The organism is Micromonospora sp. NPDC000668 (assembly GCF_042897975.1).
Taxonomy (GTDB): Bacteria; Actinomycetota; Actinomycetes; order Mycobacteriales; family Micromonosporaceae; genus Micromonospora.
The window spans coordinates 234,963-255,200 of record NZ_JBIAYP010000003.1; the positions used below are offsets into that span (position 1 = coordinate 234,963).

Annotated in this window: 20 protein-coding genes; 11 read left to right on the forward strand and 9 right to left on the reverse strand. The window is 71.6% G+C overall.

Features of this window, described 5'->3' with window-relative positions; genetic code table 11:
• Positions 1–35 precede the first annotated feature (35 nt).
• Entirely contained in the window at positions 36–965 is a 930-nt protein-coding gene (locus ACFY29_RS17265; RefSeq protein ID WP_386987209.1) for an NADP-dependent oxidoreductase, read from the reverse strand.
• 122 nt (positions 966–1,087) lie between these two features.
• On the opposite strand from ACFY29_RS17265, the gene ACFY29_RS17270 reads away from it, so the two are divergent.
• Both ACFY29_RS17270 and ACFY29_RS17275 read left to right on the forward strand, forming a co-directional pair.
• The gene (locus tag ACFY29_RS17270) at positions 1,088–1,531 is read left to right on the forward strand and encodes a helix-turn-helix domain-containing protein (RefSeq protein WP_355608643.1); all 444 of its coding nucleotides are present in this window, start codon (positions 1,088–1,090) and stop codon (positions 1,529–1,531) included.
• Between the two features lie 60 nt (positions 1,532–1,591).
• Positions 1,592–2,431 carry an aldo/keto reductase gene (locus ACFY29_RS17275; RefSeq protein ID WP_386987213.1) on the forward strand — a complete coding sequence of 280 codons (840 nt, stop codon included), beginning with the start codon at positions 1,592–1,594 and terminating at the stop codon, positions 2,429–2,431.
• 45 nt (positions 2,432–2,476) lie between these two features.
• Here the strand turns inward: ACFY29_RS17275 and ACFY29_RS17280 are convergent, their stop codons facing one another.
• Positions 2,477–3,682, reverse strand: coding sequence for a DUF418 domain-containing protein (locus ACFY29_RS17280; RefSeq protein ID WP_386987216.1), 1,206 nt, complete (start codon positions 3,680–3,682; stop codon positions 2,477–2,479).
• Positions 3,683–3,979: 297 nt separating this feature from the next.
• Here ACFY29_RS17280 and ACFY29_RS17285 point away from each other — a divergent pair, with 297 nt between their 5' ends.
• A complete protein-coding gene (locus ACFY29_RS17285) occupies positions 3,980–5,320 on the forward strand; it encodes a carbohydrate-binding protein (protein WP_386987219.1) in 1,341 nt (446 codons plus the stop codon).
• Between the two features lie 82 nt (positions 5,321–5,402).
• On the opposite strand, the gene ACFY29_RS17290 is transcribed toward ACFY29_RS17285, so the two are convergent.
• Both ACFY29_RS17290 and ACFY29_RS17295 read right to left on the reverse strand, forming a co-directional pair.
• Positions 5,403–6,422 (reverse strand): DNA polymerase domain-containing protein, encoded by a 1,020-nt coding sequence (locus ACFY29_RS17290; protein ID WP_386988459.1) that lies wholly within the window; start codon positions 6,420–6,422, stop codon positions 5,403–5,405.
• Positions 6,394–7,845 carry an MFS transporter gene (locus tag ACFY29_RS17295; protein WP_386987222.1) on the reverse strand — a complete coding sequence of 484 codons (1,452 nt, stop codon included), beginning with the start codon at positions 7,843–7,845 and terminating at the stop codon, positions 6,394–6,396. Before ACFY29_RS17295 ends, ACFY29_RS17290 begins: the two co-directional genes overlap by 29 nt.
• Before the next feature lie 79 nt (positions 7,846–7,924).
• Between ACFY29_RS17295 and ACFY29_RS17300 the strand changes: the two genes are divergently transcribed.
• The 3 genes from ACFY29_RS17300 (at position 7,925) to ACFY29_RS17310 (ending at position 11,284) form a co-directional block, all read left to right on the forward strand.
• On the forward strand, positions 7,925–8,356 hold the full coding sequence (locus ACFY29_RS17300) for a helix-turn-helix domain-containing protein (RefSeq protein ID WP_328419902.1): 432 nt from the start codon (positions 7,925–7,927) through the stop codon (positions 8,354–8,356).
• Positions 8,357–8,456: 100 nt separating this feature from the next.
• Complete coding sequence (locus ACFY29_RS17305; RefSeq protein WP_386987225.1) at positions 8,457–9,047, forward strand: TetR/AcrR family transcriptional regulator; 591 nt, start codon at positions 8,457–8,459, stop codon at positions 9,045–9,047.
• Entirely contained in the window at positions 9,047–11,284 is a 2,238-nt protein-coding gene (locus ACFY29_RS17310) for an MMPL family transporter (RefSeq protein WP_386987228.1), read from the forward strand. The genes ACFY29_RS17305 and ACFY29_RS17310 overlap by 1 nt, the downstream gene beginning before the upstream one ends.
• A 62-nt stretch (positions 11,285–11,346) precedes the next feature.
• On the opposite strand, the gene ACFY29_RS17315 is transcribed toward ACFY29_RS17310, so the two are convergent.
• On the reverse strand, positions 11,347–12,603 hold the full coding sequence (locus ACFY29_RS17315) for an erythromycin esterase family protein (RefSeq protein ID WP_328419908.1): 1,257 nt from the start codon (positions 12,601–12,603) through the stop codon (positions 11,347–11,349).
• A 117-nt stretch (positions 12,604–12,720) separates the two neighbouring features.
• On the opposite strand from ACFY29_RS17315, the gene ACFY29_RS17320 reads away from it, so the two are divergent.
• Complete coding sequence (locus tag ACFY29_RS17320) at positions 12,721–12,912, forward strand: DUF2795 domain-containing protein (RefSeq protein WP_328419910.1); 192 nt, start codon at positions 12,721–12,723, stop codon at positions 12,910–12,912.
• A gap of 14 nt (positions 12,913–12,926) precedes the next feature.
• Here the strand turns inward: ACFY29_RS17320 and erm are convergent, their stop codons facing one another.
• Together erm and ACFY29_RS17330 are read right to left on the reverse strand one after the other, a co-directional pair.
• Positions 12,927–13,724 (reverse strand): ErmE/ErmH/ErmO/ErmR family 23S rRNA (adenine(2058)-N(6))-methyltransferase, encoded by a 798-nt coding sequence (erm, locus tag ACFY29_RS17325; protein ID WP_386987232.1) that lies wholly within the window; start codon positions 13,722–13,724, stop codon positions 12,927–12,929.
• A gap of 426 nt (positions 13,725–14,150) precedes the next feature.
• Positions 14,151–15,053 (reverse strand): Gfo/Idh/MocA family protein, encoded by a 903-nt coding sequence (locus ACFY29_RS17330; protein ID WP_386987235.1) that lies wholly within the window; start codon positions 15,051–15,053, stop codon positions 14,151–14,153.
• A gap of 328 nt (positions 15,054–15,381) precedes the next feature.
• On the opposite strand from ACFY29_RS17330, the gene ACFY29_RS17335 reads away from it, so the two are divergent.
• Both ACFY29_RS17335 and ACFY29_RS17340 read left to right on the forward strand, forming a co-directional pair.
• Positions 15,382–15,774 (forward strand): hypothetical protein, encoded by a 393-nt coding sequence (locus tag ACFY29_RS17335; RefSeq protein WP_386987238.1) that lies wholly within the window; start codon positions 15,382–15,384, stop codon positions 15,772–15,774.
• Positions 15,767–16,183 (forward strand): hypothetical protein, encoded by a 417-nt coding sequence (locus ACFY29_RS17340; protein ID WP_386987241.1) that lies wholly within the window; start codon positions 15,767–15,769, stop codon positions 16,181–16,183. The genes ACFY29_RS17335 and ACFY29_RS17340 overlap by 8 nt, the downstream gene beginning before the upstream one ends.
• Before the next feature lie 96 nt (positions 16,184–16,279).
• On the opposite strand, the gene fabG is transcribed toward ACFY29_RS17340, so the two are convergent.
• Together fabG and ACFY29_RS17350 are read right to left on the reverse strand one after the other, a co-directional pair.
• A complete protein-coding gene (gene fabG, locus ACFY29_RS17345) occupies positions 16,280–17,038 on the reverse strand; it encodes a 3-oxoacyl-ACP reductase FabG (protein ID WP_328419918.1) in 759 nt (252 codons plus the stop codon).
• Positions 17,039–17,081: 43 nt separating this feature from the next.
• On the reverse strand, positions 17,082–18,734 hold the full coding sequence (locus ACFY29_RS17350; protein WP_328419920.1) for an alpha-amylase family protein: 1,653 nt from the start codon (positions 18,732–18,734) through the stop codon (positions 17,082–17,084).
• Between the two features lie 94 nt (positions 18,735–18,828).
• Between ACFY29_RS17350 and ACFY29_RS17355 the strand changes: the two genes are divergently transcribed.
• Together ACFY29_RS17355 and ACFY29_RS17360 are read left to right on the forward strand one after the other, a co-directional pair.
• Entirely contained in the window at positions 18,829–19,443 is a 615-nt protein-coding gene (locus tag ACFY29_RS17355) for a DUF1349 domain-containing protein (protein ID WP_386987246.1), read from the forward strand.
• A 97-nt stretch (positions 19,444–19,540) separates the two neighbouring features.
• Positions 19,541–20,212, forward strand: a complete 672-nt coding sequence (locus ACFY29_RS17360; protein ID WP_328419924.1) for a DedA family protein — start codon at positions 19,541–19,543, stop codon at positions 20,210–20,212.
• The last annotated feature ends 26 nt before the right edge of the window (positions 20,213–20,238 follow it).

Below are 20,238 nucleotides of genomic sequence, written 5' to 3' on the forward strand. Positions count from 1 at the left end.
AAGGCCTCTGACAGGGTAAACCCCGGTCAGGGGCCTTAGTCGTGTGCCCAGGGCTGGAGCACGTAGCGACCGCGCACCCCACCCTTCGCCATCGCCCGGTGGGCGTCGTCGACCTGGTCCAGCGGCATGACCGTGTGCACTCGGGCCGGCAGTTCGCCGGACGCGGTGCGGGCGAGCAGGTCACCCAATCGAGGGCCGTCGGGGTGCGCTACCACGGCGGCTACGGTGATCCCACGCTCCATGGCCGGCACGGCGTTCGGCCGGACGCCGACGAAGGCCCCGCCGTCGCGGACCAGGGCGAGACCCTGCTCCTGCAGGGCAGCACCGTCGGCGACCGCGTCCCAGCCCGACTCGGCTCGGGCGGTGAAGTCGGCGCCGAGGCTGCGGACGAACTCCTCGTCCTCGGCTCGGGCCAGGCCGGTCACGCGCCAGCCGCGGTCCTGCGCGAGCGAGGCGACGTACCCCCCGACCGCGCCGGCCGCCCCGGTCACCAGCAGCCGGTTACCGCCGGTGGGCGCGTCGCCGAGCAGGTCGACGATCTGCGCCGCAGCCAGCCCATTGAGCGGCACCGTCGACGCCGCGACCAGGTCCAGCCCGTCAGGCACGACGGCGAGGTCGGCGGCCGGCACGACGAGCTGTTCGGCGTAGGTGCCGAAGTCGCGGTCGAACCCAGCCACCAGACCGGCGACCCGGGTACCTACGGTCAGGTCCACGCCGCGGCCGGCGGCTACCACGATGCCGGCGAAGTCCCAACCCAGGCCGGTACGCTCCGCCTGATTGATCAGTCCCATGGCGTGGAAGAAGCCACCCGCGACCCCGAGGTCGACGGGGTTGACCGGCGCAGCGGCGATCTCGACCCGGACCTCGCCGGGCCGGGGCTCAGTTACGGGAACGTCAATGATCTCGATCGAGCCGGGTGCGCCCGGGGTGCGCACGACGGCGGTGCGGTAGGTGGACATGCTCATGGGTTCGCTCCTCATGGCTTGTGTTCGGCGGTCTTCCCACATCACTATTGAGGGGTAACTCTCCACTAGGAAGTACGCACCTCAGAGTGCGTAGGGCACCGCCCGGTAGGAAGGAGCAGTCGATGCCAACACGGACGGCAGCCCAGAGGCGGGCACAGGCGCAGGCGGACTACGACGCGTTCCTCGCACGCTGCCCCAGCCGCCAGCTACTCGACCGGATCTCCGACAAGTGGGTGACGCTGATCCTGGCGGCACTCGGCAGCGACGGCCCGCATGCCCCCGGCAGCAACCGTGTCGGCGAGCCGCGAGCGATGCGCTACTCGGAGTTGGCCCGCCGGCTGGCCGGCGTCAGCCAGAAGATGCTCACCCAGACGCTGCGCTCCCTCGAACGCGACGGCCTGGTCACCCGCACCGTGACGGCAACCGTGCCGGTCACCGTCACGTACGAGCTGACCGACCTGGGTCTCTCGCTCCACCACCTGATGCGCGCCGTCAAGGATTGGGCCGAGGCGCACATGGACGAGGTGCTCGCCAATCGCGAGCAGCATGACATCCGCGTCGGCTGAACGCTGACCATCAGCGCAAGAGCGTGCTGTTAGCGTTGCCCCCTCAACAGGGGAGACAGAATGACATCGACAACGTTCCGTATCGGAGGAGATCTGGAGGTACGCCGGCTCGGGTTCGGTGCCATGCGCCTGCCGACCGAGGCGGGCGCTGCCCGCGAGGCATCTCTGGCGGTGATCCGGCGGGCCGTCGCGCTGGGCGTCACGCTGATCGATACCGCCCACCTGTATGGCGGAGGAGCAAACGAGGAGCTTCTCGCCGAGGCCCTCTACCCCTATCCGGACGGGCTGCTCATCACGACCAAGGTCGGCGTTGCGCGATCAGGCCCGCAAGGGGAGTGGAAACTGGACGGGCGGCCGGCCGTCCTGCGCGCGCAAGTCGAGCAGGCTCTGCGCCGGCTGCGCGTCGAGCGAATCGAGCTGCTCCAGCTGCACCGGATCGATCCAGAGACGCCGCTGGCCGAGCAACTCGGTACGTTGCGGGAGCTGAAGGCTGAAGGCAAGATCGGCCGAATCGGGCTGTCCGAGGTCACCGTTGCCGAGTTGGACCAGGCGCGTCAGATCGTTGATGTGGCGAGCGTGCAGAACCGGTACAACGTGCTCGACCGCGAGCATGAGCCCGTCCTCATGGCCTGTGAGCGGGCAGGCATCGCGTTTCTGCCGTGGCGGCCGGTCGCGGCAGGAACGTCGGGGGCGAAGGCGGGGATCGCCGCCGTAGCATCCGAGGTCGGCGCCACCCCCACCCAGATTGCGCTCGCCTGGCTCCTGAGTCGCTCGCCGGTGATGCTCCCGATCCCCGGCACCGCCCGGGTGGACCATTTGGAAGAGAATCTCGCTGCAGAGAGCCTTCACCTGACTCCAGCCCAACAAACCAGCCTGGACCGGCTGCAAGAGCTGGCATAGGCACTGCACGATCTCCCAGCCGGGCAGCGCCGGTACCGGGACCCGTCATGCCGGGTCCGCGGCCCGCAGCCGTGGCCACCGCTGCTCGGTCCAGGCCCGCAACAGCCACTCCATCGGTCCGTACCGGAACCGGGCCATCCATGCCGCGCTGGCGGCGAGCTGCACGCAGTAGATCGCGACCGCGATGAGTACGACGACCGGGGGTGCGACGGCACCGGCGAGGCCCAGCCCGACGCCGGTGAAGACCAGCACGCAGAGCAGCGACTGACCCAGGTAGTTCGACAGGGACATCCGGCCGGCCGGCGCGAGTACGGCGACGACCCGCCGCCCCCGGGCGGTCTGGAAGAACTGGAGCAGGGTGGCGGCGTACGCGGCCGCGAGCAGCGGCGCGGTGAGCACGCCCGCCGTCAGCCCGGTCAGGTTGGCGGTGCCCCCGCCCGATGCGAAGATCACCGCACCGGCCAGGCCGACCGGATAGCCCAGCTGCTGCACCCGGTGCAGGAGCTGCTGGTTCCCGACGACGTCGGTGAGTAGCCGGCGCCGCCCGGCCGCGTAACCGAAGAGGAAGGCCGAGAGGGCGAGCGGCCCCTGCACGAGGAGCGTGCCGAACATCGCCGGCAGCTGGCGTACGTGCTCGGTGATCACCGAGCCGATCCCGCCCTGTAGTGCCTCGGTGGACCGCTGCCCCGCCGCGAGTGCCGTCGCCGGATCGGTGACCAGCTGGGTCCCGCCCGTGGCGGCGAGCGCGAGGACGAAGCCGATCCCGCCGGTCAGCAGTACGGCGGCGCGCAGCGCGGTCCCGGCGCCGACTCGCCGCATGCCGAGCAGGACCAGACCGAGCAATGCGTACGTGGTCAGGATGTCGCCCTGGAACAGCAGCACCGCGTGCAGGATGCCGAGCACGAAGAGCCCGGCCAGCCGTCGCCGGAACCGTGGGGCGAAGTCGACGCCGCGCCGCGCGGCGGAATCGAGCTGGAGGGTGAAGCTGTAGCCGAACAGAAAGGAGAAGAGCAGGTACGCCTTCATGGTGAGGAGCAGCTCGACCAGCCACCGGACCGCCTGGTCGCCCCACGAGTCGTGCGCGGGATCCGGAACCAGCTGGAAGGAATAGCCGGAGGCGAAGAAGGCGATGTTGACGACCAGGATGAGGAGCAGCGCCACGGCGCGCAACGCGTCGACGTCGACGATCCGGGAGAGCGTCCCGGACGACGCTCGATTCTCGACGGGCGGGTCTCCGATGGAGAAATTCACGTGACCACCTCCGGAACGGACAGGAATCGTCTTCGATGACTTTCCTGCGACGCTACGAAGCGGTCTGTCCAGATGACAGCCGGTGAGCGGGAAGTTCGCCGGTGGGGCAGGCCCTACCCCCGCGAGGCCGGGGGGCAACGCGACCATGGCCGGAGACATCTACCGGATCATGGACGTATGGGGCCGATGTCCCCGTCCGAGGCGACGCCAGCCGAATCTGTTAACAACCCTTGATATTAAACATCACGGACGTCAATATGTGGAGGTCGCGGGTCGTCGAAGCCTGGGGAGTGAGCCATGAGAAGCCGTCGGATTTTCGCAGTGGTAGCCGGGGCGGCGATGACCGTCGCGGCCGCCGTCGCCTTCGTCCCCAGCAGCATGGCCGCCGTGTCCTCGGCGGACGCCGCCCTGCTGGTCGCCTGTACCGCACCGGCCTGGGCCGAGGGCAACACCTACCCGGCGGGTGCCCAGGTCACCTATGGCGGCCGGCTCTACCAGGCTCTGGTCACCCACACCGCACACCCCGGCGCGGGCTGGAACCCGGCCGCGACCCCGTCGCTGTGGCGTGACCTGGGCGCGTGCTCGGGAGGCACCCCGCCACCGACCACACCGCCACCGACCACACCGCCGCCCACCACACCGCCACCCACCACGCCGCCACCGACCACGCCGCCGCCGACCGGTGGGACCTGCGGGGTGAAGTCGCGGCCCGCCGGCAAGGTGCTGCAGGGCTACTGGGAGAACTGGGATGGCGCCTCCAACGGCGTACACCCCGGCCTCGGCTGGATCCCGATCACCGACAGCCGGCTCAGCCAGCACGGCTACAACGTGATCAACGCGGCTTTCCCGGTGATCCGCTCAGACGGCACGGTGCTCTGGGAGAACGGCATGGACGCTGGCGTCAAGGTGGCCACCCCAGCCGAGATGTGCCAGGCCAAAGCGGCCGGCGCAACGATCCTGATGTCGATCGGCGGGGCCGCGGCGGGCATCGACCTGAGCTCCAGCGCGGTCGCCGACCGGTTCATCGCGACGATCGTGCCGATCCTCACGGCCTACCACTTCGACGGCATCGACATCGACATCGAGACTGGCCTGACCGGTAGCGGGAACATCAACACCCTCTCCACGTCGCAGGCCAACCTGATCCGGATCATCGACGGAGTCCTGGCCCGGATGCCGTCGAACTTCGGCCTGACCATGGCACCGGAGACGGCCTACGTCACCGGCGGCAGCGTGGTCTACGGCTCGATCTGGGGCTCGTACCTGCCGATCATCAAGAAGTACGTGGACAACGGCCGGCTCTGGTGGCTGAACATGCAGTACTACAACGGCAGCATGTACGGCTGCGCCGGCGACTCGTACCCCGCTGGCACGGTGCAGGGCTTCACGGTGCAGACGCAGTGCCTGAACAACGGCCTGACCATCCAGGGCACCACCATCCGCGTGCCGTACGACAAGCAGGTTCCGGGCCTCCCCGCGCAGAACGGCGCCGGTGGCGGCTACATGTCGACGTCGCTGGTCACGCAGTCGTGGAACGCCATACCCGGCCTCAAGGGCCTGATGACCTGGTCGGCGAACTGGGACGGGTCAAAGGGCTGGACGTTCGGCGACAACGTGAAGCGCTTGCAGGGGCGCTGAAGGGTCGCGGCTCCCCTGCCCGACTGGGAGGGGGAGCCGCGCCGCGACAGCGAGCGCCCGGACCGGACCGCAGCGCGTGCCGTCAGCCGGTCTGTCGGCGGGCGCGGGCCCGGCGCTTGCCCTCGTGCATGGCCTGCACGCGGGCCACCGGGATGGCTCGCCCCTCGGCCACCAGGTCGGCGGGGAGCGGCTGCGGCGCCGGCATCAGCGCCACCCACGGGTCGGCCCCGGCCACCAGCGACGGCACGGTCCGGATGGTGAAGTCGGCCGGGGTCACCTGGGGCAGGTCGGCCCAGTCGACCGGGAAGGAGACCGGCAGCCCAGGGCGCAGCCGCGGGCTGTACGTGGCCGCCACGGTCGCCCCGCCGGCCCGGGTGGCGTCCACGAAGACCCGGCCGCCCCGGTCCTCCTTGATGTAGGCCGTGGTGGCCAGCGCCGGGTCGAGCCGCTCGGCGCGGACGGCGAGCGCCCGGGTGGCCGCGGCCAACTCCTCCGCCGTGGGCTCGTCGGCCACCGGGACGAAGACGTGCACGCCCTTGGCGCCGCTGGTCTTGACCGCCCCGGCCAGGCCGACGTCGGCGAGCGCCTGGCGGACCAGCAGCGCCGTGGCGACCGCCGCGCCGAACCCGTCCCCCTCCGGCGGGTCGAGGTCGAGCACCAGGTGGGTCGGGCGGTGCAGGTCCGCCGCGGTGGCCAGCGTCGGGTGGAACTCCACGGCCCGCTGGTTGGCGAACCAGAGCAGGGTGCGCCGGTCGTCGCAGAGGGCGTACGAGATCTCCCGGTGCGACGCCTCCGCCCAGACCGGCACCCGGCGGACCCAGTCCGGGGTGTACCGGGGCAGGTTCTTCTGCATGAACGGCGGCTGGCCGGGGCGGACCCGGATCACCGACAGCGGCCGGTCTCGCAGCTGCGGCAGGATCCGGTCCCGGACCGCGTCCAGGTAGTCGACCAGGTCGCGCTTGGTCGCGTCGTCGCGGTCGGACAGCGGCTGGTCCAGGTTGGTCAGGGCCACCCCGTCCCGGGTTTCCTCAGCCTCGCTCACCCGCTCACCCTCCCGGCACCGGCGCCGTCGGTCAACTGGACGCGGCGCTTCGCTGCCGATCGGTTTCGACGCGCGGCGCAGTGGGCCGGTCGCCGGACAGCGTGGTCAACGCGACCAGCAGCGCGGCGATCACCAGGGCCGCGGCGACGGCGAACGCCATCCGGTAGCCGCCGGCCAGCGCGGCCGTCTCGGCCCAGCCGGCGGCCCGCAGGCCGTCGGCGCGCGTGGCGGCCAGGGTGGCCAGCGCGGCCAGTCCGACCGCACCGCCGACCTGCTGGGTGGTGTTGGCCAGCCCGGAGGCGAGCCCGGCGTCCGCGTCGGTCGCGCCGGCCATGGCCAGCGTGGTGACCGCCGGCAGGGTCAGGCCACCGGCCATCCCGAAGACCACCATCGAGGGGAGTACGTCGGCGAGATAGCCGCCGTCGGCGGGCAGCCGGGCGAGCAGCAGGAAGCCGACGGTCGCCAGACCGAGCCCGGCGAGCAGCACGGTCCGGGCACCCCACCGGGCGATCAGCCGACCGGCCAGGCCGAGCGACACCACCGCGATCACCACCGGGGTGGGCAGGAAGGCCCAGCCGGTGGCGGCCGCATCCAGCCCGAGCACCAGTTGCAGCTCCACGGCGAGCAGGAACTGGAAGCCGAAGTACGCGGAGACCATGAGGAACTGCACGGCGTTCGCCGCGACCAGGCCCGGAACGCGCAGCACCCGGGCCGGCAGCAGCGGAGTGGCCGCCACCCGTTGGCGCATGGCGAACCCGCCGAGCAGCAGCGCCGCGAGCGCCGCCGCACCGAGGGTCCGTGGGCTCGTCCAGCCATGCTCGCCGGTCCCCACGATGCTCAGCACGGCGGCCATCAGGCCGGCGGTGGCGAGCAGCGCGCCGGGCAGGTCCAGGCCCGCCCGCAGGCCGATCCCCCGCTCGGCGGGGAGCCGGCGGACGGCGGCGAGCAGGATCACCGCCCCGATCGGGAGGTTGATCAGGAAGATCGACCGCCAGCCGGCCAGGTCGGTGAGCACGCCACCGGCCACCGTGCCGACCGACGCGCCAGCCGCCCCGGTGAAGCTGAACACGGCGATCGCGCGGGCCCGCTCGGCCGGCTCGGGGTAGAGCCGGACGATCATGCCGAGACTGACCGCCATGGCCAGCGCGCCGCCGACGCCCTGACCGAAGCGCGCGGCGACCAGCAGGGCCGGCCCGGTAGCGACCGCGCAGGCCAGCGAGGCCAGGGTGAACAGCGCGACGCCGGCCAGGAAGACCCGCCGGCGGCCAAGCAGGTCGCCGAGGCGGCCGGCGAGCAGCAGCAGCCCGCCGAACGCGACCAGGTAGGCGTTGACCACCCACGCCAGGCCGGCGGCGGTGAAGCCCAGGTCGCGTTGCACGGCGGGCAGTGCCACGGCGACCACGCTGCCGTCCAGGATGATCATCAGGCTGCCGGCGCAGAGCACGAGCAGCGCTGGCCAGCGGGACGGGACGACACGGTCCATGGGGACCCCTCCTTGGTGCACGGTTTGTTACCGACGCCATCGTCTGTGACCATGAGCCTGAGCGGAAGGAGGCACTGTTATGTCCCAGAGGAACAGCGATGTGTCCGCGCTGGTCCAGGCCGAGCTGACCTGCGCGGCCGGGAACGTGCCGTTCACCCCGGGGCAGGCCCGGGCGTGCACCGTCCGCGAGGTGCTCGACCGGGTCGGCGGCAAGTGGAGCATCGGCATCCTGGTGGCGGCCTCGAACGGCCCGGTGCGCTTCACCGAACTGGAGCGGCACATCGAGGGGATCAGTCGACGGATGCTCACGCTGACCCTGCGCAACCTGGAACGGGACGGCCTGCTGCACCGCACGGTCTATCCGACCGTCCCGCCCAAGGTCGAGTACACGGCCACCCCGATGGCGCTGGAGCTCTACGAGTCGCTGGTGGCGCTGACCAGCTGGGCCGAGCGGCACCGCCGGGCCATCGCCGAGGCCCGGACCAGGTACGACACCGAGCACGCCGGTTAAACCGGTCGGCGGTGTGGGGAACGCCACCCCGGCAATCTGACCGATCGGTCAGGGTCTGACCGATCGGTCAGGCATGCTGGTCTGCGGAGGTGGACCAGTGATGGCCAAGGCGGTTTTCGACACGCACGGCGAGATCCTCGCCGCGGCGGCGCGGCGGTTCGCGGTGACCGGCTACCGGGGCACCTCGCTCCAGGACATCGCCCGCGAGGTCGGCTGTTCCAAGGCCACCGTGCTGTACCACTTCGCCAACAAGGAAGCCCTGCTCGCCGAGCTGATGTCCCCGGCGATCGCCGTCCTGCGGGACCTCGACGACCAGCTCACCGGGCTGACCGGCGCGGCCGCCCAGCAGGCCGCCGGCGTGGGCTTCGTCGACCTCGCGGTCCGGTTCCGGGGGGAGATCGCGCTGCTCCGCGGTCAGTTCTCGGAGCTGCTCTGCCAGCCGGCCTTCGCCCACATCCAGCAGATCTCCGAACGGCTGCGAGACGCGTTGGCCGGGCACTCCGACCGGCCGGTAGCCCGGATCACGGCGCTGGTGCTGCTGGCCGGCATCCCCGAGGCGTGCGCCGAGTTCGTCGACATTCCCGACGACGAACTGCGCGTCGCCCTGCTCTCCCTCGTCCGGCAGGCCCTCGAACCCGTCGACGACACACGCCTGCCCCAACCACCCACGACCGAGGACAAGGAATCCTGATGGCCACCCTGCTCTACCGGCTCGGCCGGGGCGCGCTGCGCCGGCGACGGCTCGTCGTCGCGCTCTGGCTCGTCGTACTCGTCGTCGCCGGCCTTGCCGCAGCGACCCTGCGCGGCCCGACGGCGAGCAACTTCACCATGCCCGGCACCGAGAGCCAGCGCGCGCTCGACCTGCTCGCCGAGCAGTTCCCCGCGGCCAGCGGCGCCACCGGCACCATCGCGGTCAAGGCGCCGGGGGACGGCCAACTGGCCAGCCCCGAGGGCCAGGCCGTGGTGCAGGAGCTGGTCCAGCAGGCCTCCACGCTGCCCGGCGTGGTCGGTGCGGTCGACCCGTTCCAGGTCGGCGCGGTCTCGCCCGACGGCCGGTACGCACTGGTCCAGGTCCAGTTCGCGACCGGCGCCGACGGGGTGAGCGATGAGCAGCGCACCGCGTACGAGGAGGTCGGTGCCGCCGCCGAGGCCAAGGGTTGGCAGGTCGCCCCGGGTGGCGAGGTGCTGGGTGGTGAGCCGGAGATCGGCTCCACCGAGGCGCTCGGCGTACTGGTCGCCGCGATCGTTCTGATCATCACCTTCGGCTCACTGGTGGCCGCCGGGATGACCATGCTCAACGCCCTGATCGGCGTGGGCGTCGGCATGGCCGGTCTGTTCGCGCTGAGCGGCGTCATCGAGTTGACCAGCACCGCGCCGATCCTGGCACTGATGCTCGGCCTCGCGGTCGGCATCGACTACTCGCTGTTCATCACCTCCCGGCATCGGCAGAACCTGCTCGACGGCCTGTCCCCGGAGGAGGCGGTCGGCCGGGCCGTGGGTACCGCTGGCTCCGCCGTGGTCTTCGCGGGCGCCACCGTGGTCATCGCCCTGGCCGGGCTGGCCGTGGTGAACATCCCGTTCCTCACCGTGATGGGTTTCGCCGCCGCCGGCACGGTCACCGTCGCGGTGCTCGTCGCGATCACCCTCCAGCCCGCGCTGCTCGGCTTCGCGGGCCTCCGGGTGCTCCCCCGCCGGCTGCGATCGGTCGCCGCCGACTCCGCGAGTGCCGGTGACGTCGCACTGGTCGACGGTCCGGACGTCAACGACCGGCCGTCCGTCGGGAACGCGCCGAACGAGGACCGGTCCTCGTTCGGCTTCCGCTGGGCGCGGCTGGTCACCCGGTTCCGGGTACCGGTCATCCTGCTCAGCCTGCTCGGCCTGGGGCTGCTCGCGCTGCCCACACCGGACATGCGGCTGGCTCTGCCGGACCCCTCGACGGCGGCCGTCGGCTCGCCCGCCCGGGTGGCGAGTGACCTGACCACCGAGGGCTTCGGACCGGGCTTCACCGGCCGGCTCGCGGTGGTGGTCGCCGGCGACACGCCGCAGGCCACCTCGGCCGCCGTGCCGCAGGTCACCGCCCTGCTCCAGCGCACCGAGAACGTGCTCGCGGTGGCGCCGGCGCAGGTCAGCCCGGACGGCCGGACCGCGCTGCTCGGGGTGGTGCCGAAGACCGGCCCGACCGATGAGGCCACCGAGACGATGGTGCACGAGATCCGTGGCTCGGTGGGCGGGATCCGCGACGCGGACGTACTGCTCACGGGGGCCACCGCAGTCGGCATCGACGTCTCCGAGAAGCTCTCCGACGCGCTGCCGACCTACCTGCTGCTGGTGGTCGGGCTCTCCGTACTGCTGCTGATGCTGGTCTTCCGCTCGCTGCTGGTGCCGATCAAGGCCGCACTGGGCTTCCTGCTCACCGTCGCCGCCACGTTCGGCATCACGGTGGCGGTCTTCCAACAGGGGCACCTCGCCGACCTGGTCGGCCTGGACACCCCGGCCCCGCTGATCAGCTTCCTGCCGATCCTGCTCATCGGCATCCTGTTCGGGCTCGCGATGGACTACGAGGTGTTCCTGGTGTCCCGGATGCGGGAGGACTTCGTGCACGGCGAGTCCGCCCGGCAGGCCACCATCAGCGGTATGGGGCACGGTGCCCGGGTGGTCACCGCCGCCGCGCTGATCATGATTTCGGTCTTCGGAGGCTTCGTCTTCCTGGAGGACCCGGTGATCAAGTCGATGGGCTTCGCGCTCGCCGTGGGTGTGGCCATCGACGCCTTCGTGGTCCGGATGACCATCGTTCCCGCGGTGATGTCGCTGCTCGGCGACCGGGCCTGGTGGCTGCCCCGCTGGCTGTCCCGCGTCCTGCCGAACGTCGACATCGAGGGCGAGGGCCTGCGGAACCACCTCACCGAGCGCACGCCGACCCGGGTCTGACCCGCTCGACCGCGGAGGCGTGGTGGCATTTCGGACACCACGCCTCCGCGGTGCGGGCCTGGTCAGACGCCGGCTGGGTAGGTCTCCATCTCGCCAGGGGCGGCCGGGACGGGCAGCGGGTGCAGGGCGGTGGTCTCGTCACACCAGATGAAGGCGTCGTAGCGTTCGCCGAGCCGGGTCGGCACGTAGTTGCCCCAGGACTCGAAGGACGGGTCGTAGACGACGCCGATCGCCCGGTGGTCCACGGTGTCGGTGACCCAGCCGGGCTGGTCCTCCCCGCCGAAGACCAGGACCGCCCGATCCGGCATCAACTCGTGCATCCGCCGCTCGACCGACCCCTCCCGGGCCGGTGGCACCACCATCGGCTCGGGCGTCGAGCCCCACCGGGGGGCGGCGATCACCGTCCCGCGATAGCTGCCGAAGCCGATCAGCGTCACCGCGTCGTCGCCGTGCCGCTCCCGGGCCAGCTGACCAATGTTGATCATCCCGTCCGCGGCCATGTCGGTGGCCCGGGCGTCCCCGACGTGCGTGTTGTGCGCCCAGACGATCCCTCGGGCGTCCGGGCCGTACCGGTCCAGCAGCCGGTCCAGGGTGTCCTGCATGTGGGTGTCGCGGATGTTCCACGAATCCGGCCCACCGGCCACCATCGCCCGGTAGTAGCGCTCCGCGCCGGCCACCACCTCCGCGTTCTGCCAGGCCGAGAAGCGGTCCGGACCGTCGGAGAGGGCATGTTCCCGGGTCCGGGCCAACAGCCGGACCACCTCCTCCTCGCAGCGGGCGGAGACGAACCGGCTGGCCGCGCCGTACTCCTCGACCCGCTTGCCGTACGGCTCAAAGCACCGGTACGCGTCCTGCGCCGCCTCCAGCGAGGTCGGATCCTCCTCCCCCAGGTAGTCGAAGATGGCCTGCATCGACTCCCAGAGGCTGTACACATCGAGCCCGTGGAATCCGGCCCGTTGCTCCTCCGGCCGTTCCACGTTCCACGCCCGCAGCCACCGGCAGAACCGGGCCACCTCGGCGTTCGCCCACATCCAGGTCGGCCACCGCTCGAACCGATCGAGCGCGATCTGTGGATCGAGCGCCCCGCCCGGCGCGGCGGTGACCGAGCGGTGCACCCGGTCGCAGTCCGGCCAGTCGCCCTCCACGGCCACGAACGAGAAGCCGCACTCCGCGATCAGCCGGCGGGTGAGCTGCTCGCGCAGCCGGTAGTAGTCGTAGCTGCCGTGGGTGGATTCGCCGATCATCACCACCCGGGCGTCCCGGACGCGCTCCAGCAACGGGTCGAAGTCGCTCGGCGCGCCGAGCCGCTGAACCAGCATGTCAGCGGCTACCCGGCGGCCGCTGCGACAAACCGTCGGCGCGCCGCGGGCGACACGCCGTACACCGGCCGTCCGGCCGACCGGTGTACGGGTGGAGCGAGCGGGTAGCCGGCCGACATGACCGTCACCGGGGTTCAGTTGCAGGAGTACCTGGCCGGGCTCGACTACCCGGTCTCGCGCGAGGATCTGGTCCGCTGGGGGCAGGAGAACGGGGCCAGCACGGCGATGTTGCAGATGTTCCAGGCGTTGCCGGTGGAGCAGTTCGAGTCGCCGGACGAGTTGAGCGCCGCGCTGACCACCCGCACCTGATCGGGGCGGTGGGGTCACCGGGCGTGCAGCAGGCGGAACAGCACCAGCCACTGTTCGGGCCAGACGTAGCCGACCGGGGTGTCCGATGCGATCCGGGTGGCCCGCAGCGCGGCCGCCACCCGGGACGGCGGGTGATGCCGGCGCAGGCTCGCGGCGAGGGAGCCGCCGACTCCCTCGAAGCCCACCGCCACCAGCCGCTGGTACGCCGGCAGGGCCGCCCGGGGTAGCAGCGGCTCCGCCCGACGCTCGATGCGCAGGATCCCGGCGTCCACCGCCGGCACCGGCCGGAACGCGGTACGTGGTACCCGTCCGGCCAGCCGCCAGCCGAGCTCCGGCCAGGTCGAGACGGTGAGCCGGGTCCACCGGCCGTAGTCGCCGCTGCGCCGCCGGGCGTACTCCAACTGGGTGAGCAGGGTGGCCGAGCGCAACCGGGGCGCGGCAAGGCACCACCGCACCACGGCCGAGGTCAGCGACCAGGGGATGTTGCCGACCACCGCGAACGGCTCCGGTGGTGGCTCGGCGGCCAGGAAGTCGGCCTGTCGGTGCTCGACGGTGGGCAGGGTCGCGCAGACGGCGGCCAACTCCCGGCCGGCGGCCGGATCCACCTCGTACGCCGTCAGTCGCGCGCATCGGGCGGCGAGCGGCCGGGTCAGCTGGCCACGACCGGCGCCGACCTCCAGTAGGAGCCCGTCCGGATCGGGGTCGGCGGCGCGGACCAGCCGTGCCACGGCGGTCGGGTCGGCGAGAAAGTTCTGGCTGAGTACACGACGGGACCGGTCGCGTTCGGTAGGTCGGGATTTGCGGGGCGCCACGGGTCTTCGTCCTGTCTGTCGCCGTTCGGCGACGGGCTGGACAGGCAGCCGGGATTCCGGGCCTGTCCGAGTGGATCGGGACTCGGACGGCCCTGGACGATGGCGCGGGAACGCGGCGGTGCGGCAGCGACGGGGCGACAGCCCCGGGTGCGGCGGCAGGAATGAGCCGATCAGCGGCGGCGGGGCTCAGCCCCGGCTCGCCGCGAGGGTGAACCGATCAGCGGCGGGTCGCGTCCCGGCCGGCCAGGGCCGGACGCCGGACTCGCGGGCGGGACACCAACAAGTGGCCCCGAGCGGCCGGCGTACCGACCCCCTCGATCAGGGCATGCGTGAACATGCCCGCCACCCTAACCAACCCCAACCCCGCCCTCCACCCATTTCCCCCGCCGCCGACCCATCCCCCGGTGAGTGGGGGTGGGGGTGGGGTTACGGGAGGGGGACTGTGCGGGATTCGGTGCGGGCGATTTCGGCGGCGGCGAGGATGCCGACGACCTCCCGGCCGAAGCGGACGTCGCAGCGGTGGTCCCGGGTACCCGCCTGAACCTGCTCGATGAGCTGGTCGATCGCCACGCCGAACGCCGTCGCGGGGTCGTTCTCCCCGAGCGGGACGGTCTCGATGCCGTTCTCGCCGTAGAACACGAACTCCCGGGCCATCGCCTCGCGCGGTGCGTCCAGGGAGAGCGAGGCGCTGCTGGTGGCCCCACCATCGTGGGTGAGCAGCAGGTGCACCATCCCGCTCGGGCCGTTCATCGCGGCCACCTGAGTCGCCCGGCCCAGCACCGGCAGGATGATCGAGAGCGCGTGCGGGCCGATGTCCCAGAGCGCGCCGTGCTCGCGCCGCCACAGCGAACCGCCGTACGGGCTGCCCTCCTGGAAGATCGACGCGAACGCGGTGGTCCGACCGTGCTGCCAGCCCCCGGCGGCCGCGGTCGCGGCGAGGAAAGCGGTCACGTTCGGCTGGAACCGCTGGGTGAAGAAGATGACCGACGCGACCCCGGACGCCTCGGCGGCGGCGACCACCCGGTCGGCGTCGGCGACGGTGAGCGCCAGCGGCTTGTCCAGCAGCAGGTGCCGGCCGGCGGTGGCCGCCCGGACCGCGATGTCGGCCTGGATGTCCGGCGGCAGCGCGACGGCGACCGCGTCGCACACCTCGAGCAGCGCGTCGACGTCGGCGAACGCCGGCACCCCGTACACCTCGGCCAGCGCGGCGGCCCGCTCCGGGTTACGCCCCCACACCCCGACCAGTTCCGCGTCCGGGTGTGCGTGCAGCGCCTTCCCGTGCGTCTCAATCGCCCAGTGACCGGTGCCGAACAAGCCGAACCGCAGCACGTGTACCTCCGCCGTTTCCCCTCACCGCGGCGACGCCACGGGCGAGATCCACGCTAGTCGCCCCACCAGGCGTGCCGGCAGCGGGTTGACCAACCGGAGCCCGGAGGTTCCGGCGCGGGCCGGCAGAGCCGATGCCTGATTGGCGCCTGTCGAGCTGCCCCAGATATGGGCCATCGACGCTCAGACCAAAAAGTGCCCGCCCCTGCCACTGCCCCATTTGTGGGGCAGCTCGACAGCGAGCGGCGATAGACAGCCAGGCGGCATCACTCGTTTACTACGACGGTTAGTAGGCTGTGCCGGTGACCGAGGCAACGACCGGGTGGGTCCGGTGACCAGCGTGGGCGCCGACTCACCGGTGGACGGGATCCTCGCGACGGCTTCCATCGTGCTGTCGCTGCTCGTCGCGGTGTGGGCACTGGTGGCGGCGCTACGCCAGCGGCCGCCGGACCGGGTGCAGTTCATCGGCCTGGGCGTACTCGAGTTGGCGCTGCTCGCGTTGAGTGTGCTGGCGCTGGTCGCGGTCGGCGGCGGGGACCGGCCCGGCGAGCCCGGTGCCTTCTTCGGCTACCTGGTCACGCTCGTCTGCCTGCCGCCGCTGGCCTGGGTGCTGGCCCGGATGGAGCCGACCCGCTGGGGTTCGGCGATCGTCTGCGCGGTCTGCCTGGTAGCCCCGGTGGTGGTGGTCCGGTTGCAGCAGACCTGGGAGGTGCTCGGTGGTTGAGACACGACCGGCGCGGCGCGCCACGAACACCGGTCCGGGCCGGCTGCTGATCGCGGTGTACCTGCTCTTCGCCATCGCGGCGACCAGCCGGGCGGGCCTGCAGATCGCCACGAAGTTCGACGAGGCACCGGTGGCGTACCTGCTCTCCGCGCTGGCCGCACTCATCTACATCGTGGCCGCGGTGGGGCTGGCCCGCGCCGGGCACACCGGCCGGCGGGTCGCACTGGCCTGCTGCACGGTGGAACTGGTCGGGGTGCTCGCGGTCGGCGTCCTGAGCGTGGTCGACAAGGAACTCTTCCCGGACGAGACGGTCTGGTCGCAGTTCGGCAGCGGGTACGGGTACATCCCGCTGGTGCTGCCGGTGCTCGGCCTGCTCTGGCTCTGGCGCACCCGCCGCGACACCGACTGACCAGCAGCACCGCCTGACCCGGCTCTGGCGCGCGTCGAGGGCGCTCCATGCAAACGGAGCGCCCTCGTCGGGAGTGCGGAGGCGCGGGGGTACGGGTCAGTCCCGCGGGCCACCGGCGACGTAGATGACCTGGCCGGAGACGAACCCCGCTCCCTCGCTGGCCAGGAACGAGATGGTGTGCGCGACGTCCTCCGGCCGGCCCGGGCGGCGTACCGGGATCTCGGCGGCGGCGTGCTTCTGGAAGTCGTCGAAGTCGACCTTCATGCGGGCGGCGGTGGCCGCGGTCATGTCGGTGACGATGAAGCCGGGCGCGACCGCGTTGACGGTCACCCCGAACGGACCCAGCTCGATGGCGAGCGTCTTGGTGAAGCCCTGGAGGCCGGCCTTGGCGGCGGCGTAGTTCGCCTGGCCCCGGTTACCAAGCGCGGAGGTGCTGGACAGGTTGACGATCCGCCCCCACTTGCGGTCCACCATGTGCTTCTGGGCCGCCTGGCTGAACAGGAACGCGCCGCGCAGGTGCACGCCCATGACCGTGTCCCAGTCGGCGCTGGTCATCTTGAACAGCAGGTTGTCGCGGAGCACGCCGGCGTTGTTCACCAGCACGGTGGGCGCGCCCAGCTCGGCGGCCACCCGTTCCACGGCCGCCTCGACCTGTGCCCGGTCGGACACGTCGGCGCCCACACCGAGCGCCCGGCCGCCGGCACCGGCGATGGCGTCCACCGTCTCCTTGGTCGCCGCCTCCTCGATGTCGACCACGGCGACAGCCATCCCGTCGGCGGCCAACCGCCGGGCGGTGGCCGCGCCGATACCGCGCGCGGCTCCGGTGACGATGGCGACGCGGGGCTCCTCCGACATGATTACCTCCCGGTAACGTGGGGTCGATCGAAGGAGCTTAGCGTCAGCAGGCCGGGCCCCGGCAGAGGCGGATCCAGCGGTAGCCGTGGCCGGAGAGCTTGACCGCACCGAGCTTGCCCAACTCGCCGTAGCCACGGTCGGTGAGCACGTCGATCGGCAGGTCGGCCTCCGCCTCCAGGCTGCTCAGGTCCACCTCGACGTCGTCGGTGCCCAGGTTGTGCAGGAAGACCATGGTCCCGGTCCGCCCGTCCGCCCGGTGCGCCAGCACTCCGGCCGGCATCGGCACGTCGATGTGGGTGGTCGAGCCGGAGCCGATCTCCGGCGCCTCGCGCAGTGTCCCGATCATGCGCTCGAACCAGGCGAGCAGCGACTTCGAGTCGCCCCGCTGGGCAGTGACGTTGACCTTCTGGTAGCCGAACTCACCCTTGTCGATCACGGGACGGACCAGCTTCTCCGGGTCCGCCGTTGAGAAGCCGGCGTTCGGCTGGTACGACCACTGCATCGGGGTACGGATCGCCTCCCGACCGGGCAGCGACAGGTCCTCGCCCATCCCGATCTCCTCGCCGTAGCGCAGCACCGGAGTGCCGCGCAGCGAGAACTGCAGGGCGTACGCCAGCTCGATGCGACGCCGGTCGTTGCCGAGCATCGGGGCGAGCCGGCGACGGATGCCCCGGTCGTAGATGCGCATGTTCTCGTCCGGGCCGAACTCCGCGTACACCTGGTTGCGCTGTTCGGTGGTGAGCCGGGACAGGTCGATCTCGTCGTGGTTGCGCAGGAAGGTCGCCCACTGGCCGCCGACGGGCAGCTTCGGAGTGTCCCGCAGCGCTTCGATCAGCGCCTCCGGGTCCTGCCGGGCCAGGGCCAGGATGAGACGGCCGTTGAGCATGAAGTCGAAGAGCATGTGGATCCGGTTGCCGGAGCCGCCGGCGTCGCCGAAGAACGTGGGCAACTGGTCCGGCTCGACGTTCGCCTCGGCCAGCAGGACGGCGTCGGGGCGCCGCCACTGCACGTGCTGGCGCAGCTCGGTGAGGAACTCGAAGTCCTTCGGCGAGTTCGGGTTGCCCGGCTCGGTCAGCTCGATGATGAACGGCACCGCGTCCATCCGGAAGCCGGAGACACCGAGCTGGAGCCAGAACGACATGATCTTCTTGATCTCCGCCCGGACCTCCGGATTGGCGAAGTTCAGGTCCGGCTGGAACTTGTAGAACCGGTGGTAGAACCACGCCTTGGCGGTGCGGTCGTAGCTCCAGGTCTCGTTCTGCTCGCCGGGGAAGACCATGCCCTGGTGCCGGTCGTCCGGCTCGGTGTCGGACCAGACGAACCAGTCGCGGTACGGCGAGTCCGGCGAGGAGCGGGCGGACTGGAACCACGGGTGCTCGTCGGAGGTGTGGTTGACCACCAGGTCGATGATCACGCGGATGCCCCGGTTCTGCGCCTGGTGCAGCAGCTCGGCGAAGTCGCCGAGAGTGCCGAAGCGCGGGTCCACGTTGTAGAAGTCGGTGGCGTCGTAGCCGTCGTCGCGGTTGGGCGACGGGTGGATCGGGTGCAGCCACAGGCACGTCACCCCCAGCCGGGCCAGGTAGTCCAGCCGGCCGATCAGCCCGCGGATGTCACCGACCCCGTCGCCGTCGGAGTCGGCGTACGTGTCGATGTCGAGGCAGTAGACGACGGCTTCGGAGTACCAACGGTCACCCATGCCGGAAGAACTTCTCCGGTTGATCATCGCGGCAAACCCGCCCCGGCCGGTGGCGGACCGCGGTCGGCTCTTTCCGGCCGGTACGGTGCCGGTCATGGAGATCGACCTCGTACCGCCGAGCCAACCGTTGGACTGGGCCCGGGGCGGTTGGCTGCACCAGCCGGTCCGCGCCGAGGAGGGCCCGGCGGGTGAGCTGGTCGTCGAACCGGCGGCGGAGAGCGACTTCTGGCGGCGGACCAGCTACGGGTTCGTGCACGACAACGGCCCCGCCCTGCTGGCCCCGCTGCCGGTCGGCAGCGCCATGGAGGTGAGCTTCCGGCTCGACCTCAGCGGGCAGTTCGACCAGGCCGGCGCGCTGGTCCGGGTGGACGAACGCACCTGGGTCAAGGCCGGCGTCGAGCTGAGCGACGGCGAGCTCCAGCTCGGTGCGGTGGTGACCCGGGAGTTCTCCGACTGGTCGGTTGCGCCGGTGCCGGAGTGGGCGGGCCGGGAGGTGACCGTCCGGGTCAGCCGCGCCGGCAACGCACTAACCGTCCGGGCCCGGGCCGACGGCGAGCCGTGGCGACTGGTCCGGCTCGCCCCGCTGGACCCGGCGGTCGAGGCCATGGCCGGCCCGTTCTGCTGCGCTCCGGTCCGCGCCGGCCTGGCTGTGGTGTTCACCGGTTGGCGGCAGGGACCGGCCGACATCGCGCTGCACCCGGAGCACTGACCGCCAGGACAGGGTGGCCCGGCTCACCGGCAGGTGTGCCCCTCGGCCGACGGGGTATGACCATCCGATCCCCGGCAGCCGACACGGAAGGACGATCATGGCGCTCGCCCAGAATGTCGACCCGTCCAAGTTCACTGGGTTGACCGGCTGGGTGGCCAGCGTCATCGAGAGCATGGGGCCAGTCGGTGTGGCGCTGCTGGTGGCGCTGGAGAGCATCATCCCGCCCATCCCCAGCGAAATCGTGCTGGCGCTGGCCGGCTACCTGGCCAGCGAGGGCCGGTTCAACGTGGTGCTCGTGGTGCTGGCGGCGACGGTCGGCTCGCTGGTCGGCGCGCTGGTGCTCTACTGGCTCGGCGCGGCGCTGGGCGAGGAGCGGCTCAAGCGCTGGCTGGACCGTATCCCGCTGGTGGATCGTGACGACCTGGAGAAGGCCGACCGCTGGTTCGAGCGGCACGGCCGCTGGGCGGTGCTGATCGGCCGGGTGGTGCCGGTGGTCCGCAGCCTCGTCTCCGTGCCGGCCGGGGCGAACCGGATGCCGCTGGGCGAGTTCATCCTGCTCACCACGATCGGCAGCGGGGTGTGGAACTCCCTCATCGTCGGAGCCGGCTACGCGCTCGGCAGCCGTTGGCAGGACGTCGAGCGGTACAGCGACTGGTTCAACTACGGGATCGTCGCGATCTTCGTCGTCATGGTGGTTTGGTGGGTGATCCGCAAGATGCGCCGACGCCGGACGCGCGACGACCGGCGGTCGGTGACCGCCGGTCGCTGATCCCGCGTCGCCGCTCAGCCCAACCC

Excerpts from the sequence above, each read along its gene's own strand:
- fabG (WP_328419918.1), bottom strand. The coding sequence starts at position 17,038 with ATGTCGGAGGAGCCCCGCGTCGCCATCGTCACCGGAGCCGCGCGCGGT.
- ACFY29_RS17310 (WP_386987228.1), top strand. The coding sequence starts at position 9,047 with ATGGCCACCCTGCTCTACCGGCTCGGCCGGGGCGCGCTGCGCCGGCGA.
- ACFY29_RS17305 (WP_386987225.1), top strand. The coding sequence starts at position 8,457 with ATGGCCAAGGCGGTTTTCGACACGCACGGCGAGATCCTCGCCGCGGCG.
- ACFY29_RS17360 (WP_328419924.1), top strand. The coding sequence starts at position 19,541 with ATGGCGCTCGCCCAGAATGTCGACCCGTCCAAGTTCACTGGGTTGACC.
- ACFY29_RS17355 (WP_386987246.1), top strand. The coding sequence starts at position 18,829 with ATGGAGATCGACCTCGTACCGCCGAGCCAACCGTTGGACTGGGCCCGG.
- ACFY29_RS17270 (WP_355608643.1), top strand. The coding sequence starts at position 1,088 with ATGCCAACACGGACGGCAGCCCAGAGGCGGGCACAGGCGCAGGCGGAC.
- ACFY29_RS17300 (WP_328419902.1), top strand. The coding sequence starts at position 7,925 with ATGTCCCAGAGGAACAGCGATGTGTCCGCGCTGGTCCAGGCCGAGCTG.
- ACFY29_RS17350 (WP_328419920.1), bottom strand. The coding sequence starts at position 18,734 with ATGGGTGACCGTTGGTACTCCGAAGCCGTCGTCTACTGCCTCGACATC.
- ACFY29_RS17295 (WP_386987222.1), bottom strand. The coding sequence starts at position 7,845 with ATGGACCGTGTCGTCCCGTCCCGCTGGCCAGCGCTGCTCGTGCTCTGC.
- ACFY29_RS17265 (WP_386987209.1), bottom strand. The coding sequence starts at position 965 with ATGAGCATGTCCACCTACCGCACCGCCGTCGTGCGCACCCCGGGCGCA.
- ACFY29_RS17285 (WP_386987219.1), top strand. The coding sequence starts at position 3,980 with ATGAGAAGCCGTCGGATTTTCGCAGTGGTAGCCGGGGCGGCGATGACC.
- ACFY29_RS17315 (WP_328419908.1), bottom strand. The coding sequence starts at position 12,603 with ATGCTGGTTCAGCGGCTCGGCGCGCCGAGCGACTTCGACCCGTTGCTG.
- ACFY29_RS17275 (WP_386987213.1), top strand. The coding sequence starts at position 1,592 with ATGACATCGACAACGTTCCGTATCGGAGGAGATCTGGAGGTACGCCGG.
- ACFY29_RS17320 (WP_328419910.1), top strand. The coding sequence starts at position 12,721 with ATGACCGTCACCGGGGTTCAGTTGCAGGAGTACCTGGCCGGGCTCGAC.